The organism is Paenibacillus sp. FSL L8-0708 (assembly GCF_038009325.1).
In the GTDB taxonomy this organism is placed as follows: Bacteria; Bacillota; Bacilli; order Paenibacillales; family Paenibacillaceae; genus Paenibacillus_AQ; species Paenibacillus_AQ odorifer.
In genome coordinates this window covers 4,216,203-4,229,488 of the sequence record NZ_JBBPBC010000001.1, presented here as the reverse complement: position 1 = coordinate 4,229,488, position 13,286 = coordinate 4,216,203, and the positions used below count along the sequence as shown (strand labels likewise).

19 protein-coding genes are annotated in these 13,286 nt (G+C 42.5%); 14 read left to right on the top strand and 5 right to left on the bottom strand.

The features are described 5' to 3' along the window. Positions 1 to 7: 7 nt before the first annotated feature. The 5 genes from NYE58_RS20110 (at position 8) to gerQ (ending at position 4,245) form a co-directional block, all read left to right on the top strand. Positions 8 to 1,297 (top strand): VPS10 domain-containing protein, encoded by a 1,290-nt coding sequence (locus NYE58_RS20110; RefSeq protein WP_081387523.1) that lies wholly within the window; start codon positions 8 to 10, stop codon positions 1,295 to 1,297. A 223-nt stretch (positions 1,298 to 1,520) separates the two neighbouring features. Beyond that, positions 1,521 to 1,697, top strand: a complete 177-nt coding sequence (locus tag NYE58_RS20105; RefSeq protein ID WP_169744776.1) for a hypothetical protein — start codon at positions 1,521 to 1,523, stop codon at positions 1,695 to 1,697. 194 nt (positions 1,698 to 1,891) lie between these two features. Further along, entirely contained in the window at positions 1,892 to 2,284 is a 393-nt protein-coding gene (locus NYE58_RS20100) for a DUF2500 domain-containing protein (protein WP_036687780.1), read from the top strand. A gap of 920 nt (positions 2,285 to 3,204) precedes the next feature. Then, positions 3,205 to 3,636 (top strand): cell wall hydrolase, encoded by a 432-nt coding sequence (locus NYE58_RS20095; RefSeq protein WP_076126705.1) that lies wholly within the window; start codon positions 3,205 to 3,207, stop codon positions 3,634 to 3,636. A gap of 144 nt (positions 3,637 to 3,780) precedes the next feature. After that, the gene (gene gerQ, locus NYE58_RS20090; protein ID WP_036687556.1) at positions 3,781 to 4,245 is read left to right on the top strand and encodes a spore coat protein GerQ; all 465 of its coding nucleotides are present in this window, start codon (positions 3,781 to 3,783) and stop codon (positions 4,243 to 4,245) included. A gap of 241 nt (positions 4,246 to 4,486) precedes the next feature. On the opposite strand, the gene NYE58_RS20085 is transcribed toward gerQ, so the two are convergent. The 3 genes from NYE58_RS20085 to NYE58_RS20075 are packed head-to-tail and all read right to left on the bottom strand — an operon-like array spanning position 4,487 to position 7,233. Further along, positions 4,487 to 5,725, bottom strand: a complete 1,239-nt coding sequence (locus NYE58_RS20085; RefSeq protein ID WP_341002917.1) for a tyrosine-type recombinase/integrase — start codon at positions 5,723 to 5,725, stop codon at positions 4,487 to 4,489. A gap of 25 nt (positions 5,726 to 5,750) precedes the next feature. Next, a complete protein-coding gene (locus NYE58_RS20080; RefSeq protein ID WP_341002916.1) occupies positions 5,751 to 6,272 on the bottom strand; it encodes a hypothetical protein in 522 nt (173 codons plus the stop codon). A 10-nt stretch (positions 6,273 to 6,282) separates the two neighbouring features. After that, positions 6,283 to 7,233, bottom strand: a complete 951-nt coding sequence (locus NYE58_RS20075) for a hypothetical protein (protein ID WP_341002915.1) — start codon at positions 7,231 to 7,233, stop codon at positions 6,283 to 6,285. 132 nt (positions 7,234 to 7,365) lie between these two features. Here NYE58_RS20075 and NYE58_RS20070 point away from each other — a divergent pair, with 132 nt between their 5' ends. After that, positions 7,366 to 7,698 (top strand): LytTR family transcriptional regulator DNA-binding domain-containing protein, encoded by a 333-nt coding sequence (locus NYE58_RS20070; RefSeq protein WP_341002914.1) that lies wholly within the window; start codon positions 7,366 to 7,368, stop codon positions 7,696 to 7,698. 188 nt (positions 7,699 to 7,886) lie between these two features. Here NYE58_RS20070 and NYE58_RS20065 read toward each other — a convergent pair whose 3' ends face one another. Both NYE58_RS20065 and NYE58_RS20060 read right to left on the bottom strand, forming a co-directional pair. Continuing rightward, a complete protein-coding gene (locus tag NYE58_RS20065; protein ID WP_341002913.1) occupies positions 7,887 to 8,132 on the bottom strand; it encodes a helix-turn-helix domain-containing protein in 246 nt (81 codons plus the stop codon). A gap of 159 nt (positions 8,133 to 8,291) precedes the next feature. Beyond that, on the bottom strand, positions 8,292 to 8,669 hold the full coding sequence (locus NYE58_RS20060; RefSeq protein ID WP_341002912.1) for a helix-turn-helix domain-containing protein: 378 nt from the start codon (positions 8,667 to 8,669) through the stop codon (positions 8,292 to 8,294). A 130-nt stretch (positions 8,670 to 8,799) separates the two neighbouring features. On the opposite strand from NYE58_RS20060, the gene NYE58_RS20055 reads away from it, so the two are divergent. From NYE58_RS20055 to NYE58_RS20020, 8 genes are all read left to right on the top strand, one after another. Continuing rightward, positions 8,800 to 9,036 carry a helix-turn-helix transcriptional regulator gene (locus tag NYE58_RS20055; RefSeq protein WP_341002911.1) on the top strand — a complete coding sequence of 79 codons (237 nt, stop codon included), beginning with the start codon at positions 8,800 to 8,802 and terminating at the stop codon, positions 9,034 to 9,036. Continuing rightward, on the top strand, positions 9,037 to 9,288 hold the full coding sequence (locus NYE58_RS20050) for a hypothetical protein (protein ID WP_341002910.1): 252 nt from the start codon (positions 9,037 to 9,039) through the stop codon (positions 9,286 to 9,288). Further along, entirely contained in the window at positions 9,289 to 9,612 is a 324-nt protein-coding gene (locus tag NYE58_RS20045) for a DNA-binding protein (protein ID WP_341002909.1), read from the top strand. Positions 9,613 to 9,741: 129 nt separating this feature from the next. Beyond that, positions 9,742 to 10,257 carry a transcriptional regulator gene (locus NYE58_RS20040; protein ID WP_076133696.1) on the top strand — a complete coding sequence of 172 codons (516 nt, stop codon included), beginning with the start codon at positions 9,742 to 9,744 and terminating at the stop codon, positions 10,255 to 10,257. A gap of 9 nt (positions 10,258 to 10,266) precedes the next feature. Beyond that, positions 10,267 to 10,557, top strand: coding sequence for a hypothetical protein (locus NYE58_RS20035; protein ID WP_341002908.1), 291 nt, complete (start codon positions 10,267 to 10,269; stop codon positions 10,555 to 10,557). Beyond that, on the top strand, positions 10,554 to 10,823 hold the full coding sequence (locus NYE58_RS20030) for a hypothetical protein (protein WP_341002907.1): 270 nt from the start codon (positions 10,554 to 10,556) through the stop codon (positions 10,821 to 10,823). The genes NYE58_RS20035 and NYE58_RS20030 overlap by 4 nt, the downstream gene beginning before the upstream one ends. A 212-nt stretch (positions 10,824 to 11,035) precedes the next feature. Beyond that, on the top strand, positions 11,036 to 11,296 hold the full coding sequence (locus tag NYE58_RS20025) for a hypothetical protein (RefSeq protein WP_341002906.1): 261 nt from the start codon (positions 11,036 to 11,038) through the stop codon (positions 11,294 to 11,296). Then, entirely contained in the window at positions 11,293 to 13,284 is a 1,992-nt protein-coding gene (locus NYE58_RS20020) for an AAA family ATPase (protein ID WP_341002905.1), read from the top strand. Before NYE58_RS20025 ends, NYE58_RS20020 begins: the two co-directional genes overlap by 4 nt. Positions 13,285 to 13,286: the final 2 nt, after the last annotated feature.

Here is a 13,286-nt window from a genome sequence, read left to right as displayed (position 1 = left end):
GAGGTTATTGGCATCTAAGATTGCTGGATTGAAGGGAATAAGATTAATATTGATGCTGATTTTGTTAGCGTGGGTGGTCACGGCTTGTTCATCTCCTCCCCCGGAACCTACTCAGCAGCCCCAGCCGACAGAGGCACCTGAAGAAGGACAGACGATAACCCTGATTACTCCAGACGCCAATCATATTGACAATGATAGCGCTCCGAAATATCAAATTCAGACTCGTCTTACAGATTTTCAGCTGCTTAGTGAAAGTGAGGGTCTGGCCTGGGGGGTTACCAAAAACGAACTCCGGTTGTACTTGACCCGGGATAACGGAGCAACTTGGGCTAATATTTCACCAGCACCAAATGTGCAGTTCCTCTCCAATCCTGTGTATGGGAAGGGGATTTTCTTCACGGATCCATCTCATGGTTGGATTATAAGAAGTGCTTTTGGCTCGACAGAAACGATTGTGCTGCGAACCACAGATGGTGGCCAAAGCTGGAAAATCTCATCTTTAGGAGATGTGAATACAGTATCCTCTGTATATTTCAACTCACCCAGAAAGGGTTGGCTGATGACCTCATGGAACGCTTCTTCCAATAAAGAGAACAAGGCACTTTTTTCAACGACAGACGGTGGGGCCACTTGGGAAGAAGTGATGCAGAATGAGCAATACAATCCGAATTTCCCAAATGATTCGATACCGTTTGCCGGGGTCACCACTGGAATGATTTTTCGCAATAGTACACATGGATTTGTGACACTACAGACAGGTGCTCTTCCCAAAATCTTTATGACAAAAGATGGCGGTAAGAGCTGGAGCCTCGGGCCAGCTTTTCTAGTTAACGAACGTTTAGAAGATTGTGACCGAGTAATTACTGGCAAACCGGAGTTCTTCGATGCTAGTAAGTCTACTGGTTGGATGTCTGTTGGCTGTCAAAAGGATAAAGAAAAAACGATCACTTACCATGGCTATTTTACAGCTAACGGCGGTGCTAATTGGAAATTCGCTTCCTTTGGATTGAACGCACAAGCTGGTGTTAATCGTCTAATTGCTCCGACTTTTTTGAATTCACAGATCGGTTGGACCATACTTGGCGACACCCTTTACCATACGATTGATCAAGGAGCGACCTGGTTACCGCTTAAAGAGAGCAGTGTACTGCGATCTAAGCTTCTGGAATATCCGGAGATTGTAAAGCTGCAGTTTTTTTCCACTGAGGTGGGGTGGCTTTTGATTGAGAAAAAAGAGGACAAGCGCTCGATACTGTTACAGACTACGAATGGTGGTATCAGCTGGCGCGTAATGTAATAAGGAATAAGAACCTGCCTGATGGTAGGTTCTTTTGTTGTTAGAAGAGTGGGGGGTTATTGTTGTTTGTGAATGATTGAATATAAGGAAAAAACTTATTTAAAATTTTCTTTATAAATGTGAAAAAAATCACATGACTTTTAAAGAAACCTGTGATATATTTAACACATAGAAAACAAGTTCAAATTTTCACAAACTCAGACATCGAATAGGAGAGATTACAATGAAAACATTCGAAACAGATTATATGACAAGAAACCTTTTGCAACTTTGCTACAACTGTGATGACGCTCATCTTTGTGAAACTGAAGAACAATGCAGAGCTTGCTGGGCTGAGAATGGAATGTTAGACGATCAGACGGACGAAACTAAGAAATTGCTAGACCTAGTTCATGCTTAATTTAATAACTGAAAACTCTGTATAGAGACCACTCGAATTCTTGATTTCTAAGAAAACGAAGTGGTCTTTTTTGCATCTAGTCTCACTTATTTAATGCTTTCTGGACTAGATGAGGCATATACATGTACAGAAGTACCCAGAACGCAGCAATTAGGCTGAATAACAAGAGGAAGAAGGGGGAAACTGTCATGGGAATGGGCCCGGATCTTTCATGGATGTTTGATTTTGCCGGAACGGTGATGCCGATCTTTATCGTTGTTATGATTGGTATTCTTGCTATATCAGCAGGCAGGGGCTTGCTTCAATGGGGCAGGAACAATGGCTCCCCCATACTAACAATCCCTGCGCATATCGTTAGCAAACGGACTGAAGTACGACAGCAGCAGCTTCAGGAAGAGAATGGCTCAACTCGTACAAGTACAACTTACTATTTAACGTACGAGCTGGAGGGCGGTAGTCGCATGGAATTTAAAGTAGATGGCCATGAATATGGCTTGAGTGCTGAAGGCGATAGAGGAATGCTTACTTATCAAGGAACCAGATATCATGGATTCCAACGACAGCCACAATACTCAACTGCGGAGTAGTCATTTGTATTAAATCAAAACAGCGATCCTCATGCTCATGGTGGATCGCTGTTTTGCGTTTTGGTTATGTACCATTCAAGCTCATTGATACCGTAGCTCTCAAAGCTCACTGACCTCGTAGTTCTCAAAACTCACTGACCTCGTAGTTCTCAAAGCTCACTGACCTCGTAGTTCTCAAAGCTCACTGTAGGTGCGATCATCTATTAAGTGTCAGATCTTCATTACCCTCTCACCTTGCGGACCCAGATGACGTTATTTGCAAATTCACAGTCTTTTGAGCCTAGTTTCGGACTCCAATGCAGCTATTCATTAGAAAGAGGCTTATAATCGGTGCTTTGCGGGCCAATAGGGGCTTTGGGGTCCGTTAGAATCCGAAAAGTGGATTTAATATCGCGAATAAGGTCAGCTGTGTCCGATAGCGCCTTCTGAGCGGGTGCTGACGTTGTCGCAGTTGCTAACAAGAAAATTGATCTAACGTGGACATTGTTGCTAACACCGAGCCCGATTCCAGCACCGTTCGACGCTACCACCGACGTCGACTCTGATGCTAAAGCTGTCGTTAACAAGAACATCGAAGCTGAGGTTGATAATTGTTGCTAACACCGAGACCAATTCCAGCACCGATTCGACTCTAACACTGATGTCGACTCTGATGCTGGCACTTACGCTGACCCCGACGTCGACTCTGATGCTGCCACCGACCCCGACCCCGACTCTGACGCTTTAGCGCGGACATATGCAGCATATGGACATACGCAGCTTAGAGTGTAGATAATGGGGATTTGCTGAGTAGTTAAAAGGAAAGATCCCTACTCTAAAAAATAGGCGGGAACTGTCACCTCTTAGGCGAATGCACATACTATACAGCATGCAGTTAAGAACGAGGTTGCTACAAGAAGTGACCCCAAGGAGGAGACAGCGTGGCCGTCATCAAAACGAACTCGGAAGATGTGAAGGTGCTGGCGCGGTTGATGAGAGCGGAAGCTGAGGAAGATGGAGATCTCGGCATGCTCATGGTCGGCAATGTTGGCGTCAACCGGATTCTTGGCAATTGCTTGGACTTTAATAACATTCGGAATGTGAATGATATGGTCTATCAAAGTCCTGGAGGTTTCGAAGCGCCGCAGAAGGGATACTTCTACCAGCGAGCCAGAGAAGCAGATATCCGTCTAGCCAAACGTGTAATTGCTGGTGAAAGAACCTGGCCAGCTACCAATGCTTTGTGGTTCTTCAGACCCGCAGGTGATTGTCCTGCAACCTGGTATAACCAACAAAACACAGGCCGCTTTAAAGCCCATTGCTTCTTTACTCCGACCGGAGAAGATTGCCCGACTGTATTTATCGGCAATTAGCATGGTAACTGTGCAAAGAGAATTACTCAATAAAATGAGTAATTCTCACAGAAAGTTAGTGTGATTTCAATTGTGCCCAAATGTAAGTTTCATTAGTGTCCAAGGGAGCCTATGCTCCGATAAACATTTAGGAGGTTTCAGTAAATGATCGTTCAACCTTACCGCCCCGTAACTTATACCATCGGTAGTGTCTCTTCTTCAGGTATGCCAATGTCTTCCGGAATGCCGATGTCATCAGGAATGCAAGGCATGGGCAGCATGCCACCCCAAGTAAGCAGTGGCAGTCCAATGACTCCAGGGGGAGTAGTAGTTCAGAACCCACCACAAACGTTCGAACAATCCTACATTGAGAATATTTTCCGCCTGAATTTAGGAAAAGTAGGTACGTTTTATTTTACTTATGAGAACAACAAAGACTGGAATGCCAAAGTTTACAAGGGTGTGCTGGAAGCGGCAGGCCGTGACCACATTATTATCAGTGACCCTGCGACCGGCCAACGCACCGTCTTACTTATGATTTATTTTGATTATGCTACCTTCGATGAGCCCCTTACTTACCAATACCCAGGTGTAATTGGCAATCCTCCAACGATGAGAAATTGTCGCTAAATTTAATCCATCTTCGATGAGAAGAACTCCAACGCCAAAAGGTTAGGAGTTCTTTTTATTTGTGATGAATTTATGGAATAATCTTGATAATCATCGCCCATTTTTTTTCGAAAGGACACGCATGCTTGCGGTTTGCCCCAATATATTAATATAATAAATTGTATAAGACTCAATATTCCTTGATATACCAGTGTTATAAAGGGATAATGAGTCTATTTTTTATCTTAAAATCACGGAAAAATCACATTTCCTGCTGATCCTTGTGATTTAATATGTTCTGGAAGTGAATTTTAAGCTTGTCACTACTGCTCTGCATCATTCGTTCCGTCACGTGAGTATAAATCTTTAGTGTTGTTTTTGCATCATCGTGACCGACACGCTTCATAATCGTTTTGAGATCAATCTGAGATCCAGATGCTATGCTTGCCTCAATTAACATCGTGATGTGTGTATGACGGAAGATATGAGGTGTTGCATGCTTCTTGATATTTGTTAATTTCATTAGACGTGCCATCCGGTTAACTAACTTCCAATTTGAAAATGGTGTTCCGTTGTTATTGGTCAATATAAATTGGGTTTCTACAAAATCATCATGTAGCTCTTTGTATCTTTTATGGCGAGCATACTGTTTCGCCTTTAACTTCTTAAACATCTCTACGATGAACTCATCCACATCAAAGGTACGAACGGATCCAGCGGTCTTTGGAGGTGTTAATTCATAAGCACCGTTACCACCTTGAGGGAAGTGTAGTGTTTTATATATATGAACATCATGTGTTTCGAAATTAAAATCTGGCCACTCTAGTGCACAAAACTCTCCTGGACGCACTCCACTAAACAGCAAAAAGTAAAATGTCTCCAAGTCATCACCTAGACCGTGATTTTGTAATACTTCTAAAAACTCTTCGATTTCATTTCTCTCCAGGTACTTTTCTTCTAGGGCATTATTTTTCACTTCTAAGACTGTCTGTTGTTTTTTAGGCATCTTAATGTTTTGACATGGGTTATCGACACGTAGGTTTTCTTTTATGATCCATTTAAAAATTAAGTTTGCAGTTGAGTGATAACGATAGATGGAGTTTATCTCGTATCCTTCAGTAAACATGTTGTTAAGCATCTTTTGATGTTGGCTATGTGTTATTTTATCGATTAGTGCGTTGCCATAATATTTATTCAACAAATTAATGTCGGACACATGAGCTTCGATAGTTTTACCCTTAACTCCACTGGTCACTAAATAATCTTGTAGCCATTCTTCAGCAGCTTCATTGAATTTCATTTTCTTTGCTCGCTTAGTATCCGTTCCACCCTTCATACGATCCACAACAGCCTGAGCTGCCGCAATGGCTTCCTTCTGGGTATCACGCACTCGCGGTACCTGTTGGCGTTTGCCTGTCACTGGATCAGGAGGACCCTCCATAACACACTTCCACTTGTAGCCTTGTTTGTTTTTTGCGGGTATTTTGAAGACGCTAGCCATGAGCAGATCCCCCTCATCGAAATGATTAATTAATCGTATTTATCTTCCAACCAAATATAGTTTTCTTGAGATTAACATGTAGGGTTCTGGATTTTTCAACACCCTCCATGACATAAATGTATTCTCTCGCCTCTTTCCCTGATATTGTCAGAGATGCAGGGTCAGCAATAGCTATGCCGACAGTCGGGTCAAAATAGTTTTTGAACTTATTAAATTCGTAATCACTGTAGAGTTTCTTTCCTTCAGAAGATAAGAACTTTTCAGCCTTTGTATAGTTGTTTTTTTTGATTTCTATCATGAAGTTTCCAACCACAGCGGATGGACTTGAGTTATCACGAAGAACAAAAAAGATAATTATGAAGCCAACTATTATTAAACTTAATGCAAATAAAACAGTTTTCTTCTTTGATGACTTCGTTAAACTCTGATTCTGATCTGTATTCAATGTTTGATTCCATAAAGGTTTATCAATCAAGCTGTTTTTACAATGTTTGCAGAAAATTGCTTCATCTTGAATTTCTTCTGCACAATAAGGACATTTCTTCATATCACACCTCTTATGAATTTTTTAGTTGATTTACTAATTTCTTTTCAATTCGTTCTATCCTAGCGGGATATCCGCCTATTGTATAGTCTTTTACTCCATAATGGAGAGCAGCATGACAAATGTCCATAGCCTCCCAGAACATTCCTTTATTCTCGTAGTAGAGGGTAAGTTCCTTGAATGCAACAGGATCTGCTGGAGGACTCTCATTAGGACGTTGGACACTCCAAGCGTCCAAGAACCGGAAGTAAAGTTCAATGTCTTTATGGCACATAATGACGAACTTTTTTGCTGCGTCCGGCTGGGTATACATATGGTGCAGATAAAAGTGAGCTAAGCTTTCAAGTTTGAAATGTAGTTTACACGGATCGTGGGCGATCATTTTAGATTCTTCAATGAGGTATTTTTCTCGGAACGGGTACCCGTGTTGATAAGAATCATCTATCATATTTGAGAAAGTAGATCCTATTTTCTTTTCAAATTCGACCACTGTGACAATATTCATCTCATTGAGACTTGCCAACTTTTCAATCTTTGCGAAAACATCGTCAGATGGACAGGAAGGTGCGGCTTCTACTACTGCTGGTTCATTAGCGTTGTCTCTGAACTTATATATCAGTTGTTCGAGTCTTATAAAATGTTCGTAACTGGTTGCCTTGAACATAACGGTGTTCTCGTCTTTAGCATAGTGGAAAATAGTTTTGAATCGTTCAGTCAGATCATCATTACCGCTAGTGATGATCTGAAAATATCCATTCGTTAACATAGTAGGCTTACGGAGTCTAACAGAGGTGATGGATTTTATAGTATACGCTTTAACAACCTTTCTCTTCAAAAATCTACCTCTCAACAAATAAACCATGTTTTCAGTTACAGCAACTAATCCGTTTACACCCTCACAGATATCAGATACTTCTCTTTTATTCACATTCTTAAATAGCAGTGCTTGCAACTTTGACATCATACTCACCATTTTGTGATCCCATCGGTTGGGTGTTTTTTCTGTTATCATCTGTAATATTTTATGTAATGATATCGGATATCCCTTTGTCGTATCATAAATTATAAAACACCTAGAATCGACAGGGGAGACATCATGAAGAGAAGAGTAAAAAAATTACAAATAAAAAAGACAGATGAGCTTGAATGCATAGATGTAGATCTAAAAGATGTGAATTACATAGACTTATGGCAACGAACTAAACATTCAAATTCTACATTGGCTTTTCATACAACTGATGGTTCTTATCAAGATCTCGAATTACTTGCAGAAGCAGCAGAAGCTTACAAAGATCAAGGATTTATTTTGATTGGGAGGACGGCGTTAGTTCAGGAATCTAGAATTGATAGAATTGAGTCGATTGAAAATAACGGTTCGTTGATAACATTCAAAGATGGAACTCATACGTATGTTTTAAAGCAAATATAATCATAGAAGTCAACCCCTTCAATGGTGTTTAGGGGTAGCTTTTTTTCGCCATTTTACGACACCGTTATCCTGAATAATCTGCTAGACTATGTATTAAAGCAAGAGATTGCACAAGTACGGAGGTGTTTAAAAGTAAGATTGTACAGATTTATCGGTACTTGTTCCTTAAGAGCGGCTTCGCCACTCAGCTATCGCCATTCCCATTCAAACAGGTCATCAACCAAACAATCTAAATGATAGGCAATTAACGCAGCGCGCTTCATAGTCATGTTATCAGCTCGCAAATGGATATAATCAGACAGTTGCTGTTTACTGATACCGACTTTGTCTGCAAGCCACTGCTGGTTAATTTTGATATTATTGTTCGCTGGTTGGTGTCTTTTAATCCTGATCAGTAACTCGGGAATGCGACAGCGCACGGGAACAAGTTCCATCGCACTGCCACCTTATTAATATACTATTTTTCTGGAACATTTACGAACATGAGTTCCTATGTTAATATGATTAAATAATCCATTAAATAACGGAAGGTGATCCAAATGGAAGATCAAGAGGACCGGAATTTTAATGAAGAAGAACTGATAGATAAGCTTTTAATTATTCTCGTCTCTTGTAATCCTGATCATTTCGAAAGCCTTGCTGAGCGATTTTCTGAATCTAGGATCATCAATAGACATACCTAGTTTTGAAGCTTCATTGTTGATGTAATCAATTGTTTCATCTTCAGTCATTTTTTTGATTTCCTCGTCAAGATAACCCGCAAGCTTCATTAATTTACTGTAAGAATAGTTATAGGCTTTGGACAATCTCATTAATGTTTCAGGAGTTGGTTTAGACGGACTCCCAGAACGCTGATCAAAGCCTTTTTCAATTATTCTTAAGTAAGTATGGCTTACTCCTGCTCTCTCTCCAGCTGCTCGTAAAGACTCTTTTCCCCTTAATTCTCTAAGGAGATCGCCCAATTCGGACATCTTATTATTCACTCCTTCCTGTAATACTTAATTTACATTATGGAAAGTAAAAAATATACGGATAGCTTGTAAAACATACTTGACTATAGTGTTTTACATGTGATACATTATGTTCAAGGAGGTGTTACACATGTTGAACAACGTACTCCGGAAAGTTCGAGAAGAAATAGGGATGTCAGCGGCAGAGCTGGCCCGAAGAGCAAATACCTCTCGGCAAACAATATATAACATCGAGCAAAAAGGTCAAGAACCGTCCGGATTACTACTTATCAATATTAGTGAGGCACTCAAAAAGGATCCAAGAGAAATTTTTTTTAACAAGAGTGTTACACATGTAAAACAAACAACGGAAAGAGAGGTGATTTAATTGGAATCAAAAGTTTTAACCATTGGAGATGAAGTTAAAGTAACTGCCGGAAAACACTCAGGTTTGACTGGAATCACGGAAGACGTCGGTATCTTTCCCTGTATGGGTGGTGCATATTCGCTTACTGGAGTTAAAGTGCAACTCAGCGGTTTCGCTGGTTCAGTAATTCTTCAGGAATCAAATATCGAAAGAATCAGTCCTATTGTATCTCATGCGGACGATTGGTTCTTCGCTGAACTGGATGTGATCTAAATGTCCGTAGTCGTGATGGATAGCGATGACCTAGAACGCCTACTTGAAAAAGTAGTATCTAAGGCAATCGAAGCATACGCCGTGCAAGTCCCGACTTCACTCCCGCCAGTACTTAGTATTAAGCAATTCATGGCTCTTCTAGACATTAGTAGACCTACGGCTACCGAGGTAATGAGACGTCCAGACTTCCCAGTGAACCGTGAGTTTGGTAATCCTCGGATACCAACAGGATTGTTACTACAGTGGATCGATAAACATACCGAATGGATCGATCAGAATGCTGGTGAAGATTTTAAAACAAGACGTAGACGTGCATTCGGATAAAGAAAACCCGCCGAGCTGTATCGGCAGCGGCGGGCAGGGAATGCGGCAAGGGGAATTGCTTAAGAACATCATACATCAGGCCTCTGTCCGATATAACCCGCAAAACCGGACAAAGGAGAGGATTAAAAGTTGGCAATCGGACAATTCGGACCAGCATTAGAACAAGCACTAAAACGTTCAGGTGATACCAGGGAAAAGGCGGGACTTATCGTTCATGCAGATGCTTCATTAGTAGGGAAAATTGCGAGAGGGACCCGTAAGGCTTCAAAGCCAGTCATGAGTGCAGCAGTTGAGCATTACGATGACGGTCAACTCTATATGGCAGCCGCGGCGGAAGTCACTGGCGGTGCTTCTGCTCCTTGGCTGGACAATGTTGATCTACATAGAGCTAGCGTGCTATTCAAGACAGTTGAGGAAGTAAAAGAGGTGCTAGAAGCATCCGGTCAAGTGCCAATCAGTAAGACAAATAAGCAGCTTAACGATACAGAGCGTAAACAAATCAAGCGGTTGCTGATGGAGACGGTAGAAGCAATTACGGCGCTGACCCATCTGGCTGCAGTGCTTTGCAAGGAGTATTCCTTCAGTTGGTTGTCGACCTGGAAGGAACATCGTGCAGATTTGAAAGCCAAACAATACATGAAATGAGGGTTTGAAATGACACTTGAGGATTTAGAAAGAGATGCTCGCTTCGTAGCCAAAAACGCTAAGCATAATTTGAAGTTATTGAAACAACAGGCCGAAGTTATTGATCCCGTAAAGTTAGCAAGCAACATTAAATGGCTTGAAATGATGATCGCTCTGCATCAGAAGGATCTGGCAGCAGCAAAGGTGCAAATGAAAAAAGCCCGCCTGGCAGGGCGGACCTCGTTAAGAACTCGCTTAAAGTATCTCGTTGCGTCCATTTTACGCGATGAACGCAGCAAAGGCAAGGGGGATGCGGCATGACAGAGCATGAAGTAAAGGAATTCGCTGAAGCTCTGGTAGCTTCTTATCTCCATTATAGGCAACGGTGGTTTGAAGCAGTGAACTTGACGCATGTTGCGTACTTAGGTCGATTCACTGATGCGATCCGTTACAAACTTGCTGTAGAACAGAATAAGAAGGCAACACATAAATGGGATTTGATCTCTGAAATCACTGGCAGCCTTCTTACTCCAACAATAAAAACGGCATTTGATACCGAGTTAAAGCGAAGAGAAAAATTCATATGAGCAGCGGCTTTGGCCTCTGTCTCCCAGCATCGAACCTTAGAATTAACCTTCCTCCGGTTTGGTGTTGGGAGATGCGGCTGACGCATCAAATGAAAAAAAGCGACCCCTCGCACGGGCCGCCTTGCTCTTTGAAAACTGAATAGCGTTATTGCTTTATCACTGCCTTTATCTTACACGATAAAGGCTAAACATCACAAGAGGGAGGGAATGGAATGTCAACAGCCTTTTCTGCGCATATCAGTGGGCAGAGTATCGAAATTGAAATTGTACCGCCAACGCAATACGCACCACTGGTACTATCCATCCGGCAGCAAACCGGAACCGTTCAGCTACATGCTGATCCAGATCAACTGGCTGAAGTCGAATATGCTATCCACACTTATCTGGAAAGTATCCGTTATACGGAAGTACCTGATCAGCAATTAATTCTAATTGCCGAATGCAATATGGCAATCGAGGAGGGAATCGCTTGAAGCGTATCGTTCTGGAGCGCTTGACGCTCAATAATTTCAAAGGAATAAAGAATCATGTCCTCGCCGCTAATGGCGGGGACGCTGATGTATATGGTGACAATGCTACTGGAAAGACCACTATGTTTGACGGATTTGTTTGGCTCTTATTTGGAAAGGACAGTCAAAACAAGGCTGATTTCGAGATTAAGGGCTTAGATGGAGCTGGTAAAGTTCTACAACACAAGCTGGAACATGAGGTCGAGGGAGTATTCCTCATCGATGGACGTCGACGTACTTTCCGCCGAGTATACTCCGAGAAGTGGACTAAGAAGCGAGGTTCCGCAACGGACGCCTTTGAAGGTCACGAGACGAATTACTTCTTGGATGGTGTTCCTGTGAAAAAAGGAGAGTATACCACCGAAGTGGATTCTATCATTAAAGAAGATCTATTCAAGCTTCTGACTAGTCCTTCTTACTTCAATGAACAACTGAAAAAGGAAGACCGTCGGAAGACATTGTTGGAAGTGTGTGGTGACCTGACGGATGCCGAGGTCATCCACGGTAACAAGGAACTTTTTTCATTACCAGGTATCCTAGGAGATCGCGATCTTGAGTCGCATAAAAAGGTTATCTCTTCCCGATGCACTGTGATTAACAAGGAGATCAAGGAACTGCCGGTGCGAATTAGTGAAGTGCAGCGCCAAATGCCGGATGTTGCGGAACTGGATGATGAAGAGCTCCTTAAGGAAGATATCGCGATCCTACGTAATCGGGTGGAATCAGGGGAGGCCGAGCTTTCTCGGATTCTTTCAGGTGGTGAGGTAGCGGTTAAGGAAAAGCAGCTTCGTGAGATTGAAAGTGAACTGATAGACATCAAGAGCCGAATGCATTCAGATGTACTGGATAAACTTGCACTCAAGCGAGATGAAGTGAACCGGATTCACATTGAGGTCAATCGGTATCGTCGTGAGATCGAGGATAAACAGCAGCGTATCCAGCAGAATGAACGTTCAACAGTGAATCGTAGGCAAGAAGCGGAACGGCTGCGGACAGAGTTCGCTGAACTTAAAGGCCTTGTCTTCGAACACCCGGAAGGTCACGATGCTCACTGCTCAGCCTGCGGACAGTCCTTACCTGAAGATCAGGTCAAGGCTGCGCACGATAAGGCTGAGGCTGACTTTAACCGGAAACTTGCAGAGCGTAAAGAACGCATTAATGCATCTGGTAAAGCGGCCGTTGCTGATGCTCAGAAGTTTGAGGAAGATACAGCCAGACTCCAAGTAGAAATAGAGACTCTAAATAGTACACTTCAAGTTCTCCAGACAGAGTTGACTGGTGCTGATAATGAGTTGAATGAACTGCGAATGGGTGTCAAGGACCCAACGACCGATCCTGAATATGCCAAGAAGCAGGCTGAAGCTACTCAAGTTAAACAGCAGATTGAAGTATTGAGAACTTCAGGTGAAGAAACTGCAGCAACAACCCGTTTCGTAATTCGCCAGCAACGTGCTGAGATCGAAGAAATGGAGCGTGATCTCGCTAAATTCGATAGTGTACGCCGGGCGCAAATGCGGGTGATGGAGCTAGAGAAACAGGAGCGGGAACTTGCGGCAGAGTACGAACGACTACAGCACGAGCTATTCCTCTGCGAGGAATTTACTAAGACCAAGGTCAGCATGCTGGATGCCAAGATCAACAGCAAATTCAAGCTAGCACGTTTTCGACTCTTTGAGGATCAAATCAACGGCGGGATCAAGGAAGTATGCGACACCCTTTATAAGGGAGTTCCTTATGATGGTGGACTCAACAATGCGGCTCGTATCAATGTCGGTCTAGACATCATCAATACGCTGGGTGAGCATTACGGATTCTCGGCTCCTATCTTCGTGGATAATGCCGAGGCAGTGACGAGGCTGATTGATACAGATGCCCAGGTCATTCGGCTAGTAGTAAGTGAAGTAGACAAGAAGCTGCGTATTGAGACGGCAGCTATACAGGAGGCGATTTAAGG

Excerpts from the sequence above, each read along its gene's own strand:
- NYE58_RS20105 (WP_169744776.1), top strand. The coding sequence starts at position 1,521 with ATGAAAACATTCGAAACAGATTATATGACAAGAAACCTTTTGCAACTT.
- NYE58_RS20100 (WP_036687780.1), top strand. The coding sequence starts at position 1,892 with ATGGGCCCGGATCTTTCATGGATGTTTGATTTTGCCGGAACGGTGATG.
- gerQ (WP_036687556.1), top strand. The coding sequence starts at position 3,781 with ATGATCGTTCAACCTTACCGCCCCGTAACTTATACCATCGGTAGTGTC.
- NYE58_RS20085 (WP_341002917.1), bottom strand. The coding sequence starts at position 5,725 with ATGGCTAGCGTCTTCAAAATACCCGCAAAAAACAAACAAGGCTACAAG.
- NYE58_RS20080 (WP_341002916.1), bottom strand. The coding sequence starts at position 6,272 with ATGAAGAAATGTCCTTATTGTGCAGAAGAAATTCAAGATGAAGCAATT.
- NYE58_RS20075 (WP_341002915.1), bottom strand. The coding sequence starts at position 7,233 with ATGATGTCAAAGTTGCAAGCACTGCTATTTAAGAATGTGAATAAAAGA.
- NYE58_RS20070 (WP_341002914.1), top strand. The coding sequence starts at position 7,366 with ATGAAGAGAAGAGTAAAAAAATTACAAATAAAAAAGACAGATGAGCTT.
- NYE58_RS20065 (WP_341002913.1), bottom strand. The coding sequence starts at position 8,132 with ATGGAACTTGTTCCCGTGCGCTGTCGCATTCCCGAGTTACTGATCAGG.
- NYE58_RS20060 (WP_341002912.1), bottom strand. The coding sequence starts at position 8,669 with ATGTCCGAATTGGGCGATCTCCTTAGAGAATTAAGGGGAAAAGAGTCT.
- NYE58_RS20055 (WP_341002911.1), top strand. The coding sequence starts at position 8,800 with ATGTTGAACAACGTACTCCGGAAAGTTCGAGAAGAAATAGGGATGTCA.
- NYE58_RS20045 (WP_341002909.1), top strand. The coding sequence starts at position 9,289 with ATGTCCGTAGTCGTGATGGATAGCGATGACCTAGAACGCCTACTTGAA.
- NYE58_RS20035 (WP_341002908.1), top strand. The coding sequence starts at position 10,267 with ATGACACTTGAGGATTTAGAAAGAGATGCTCGCTTCGTAGCCAAAAAC.
- NYE58_RS20030 (WP_341002907.1), top strand. The coding sequence starts at position 10,554 with ATGACAGAGCATGAAGTAAAGGAATTCGCTGAAGCTCTGGTAGCTTCT.
- NYE58_RS20025 (WP_341002906.1), top strand. The coding sequence starts at position 11,036 with ATGTCAACAGCCTTTTCTGCGCATATCAGTGGGCAGAGTATCGAAATT.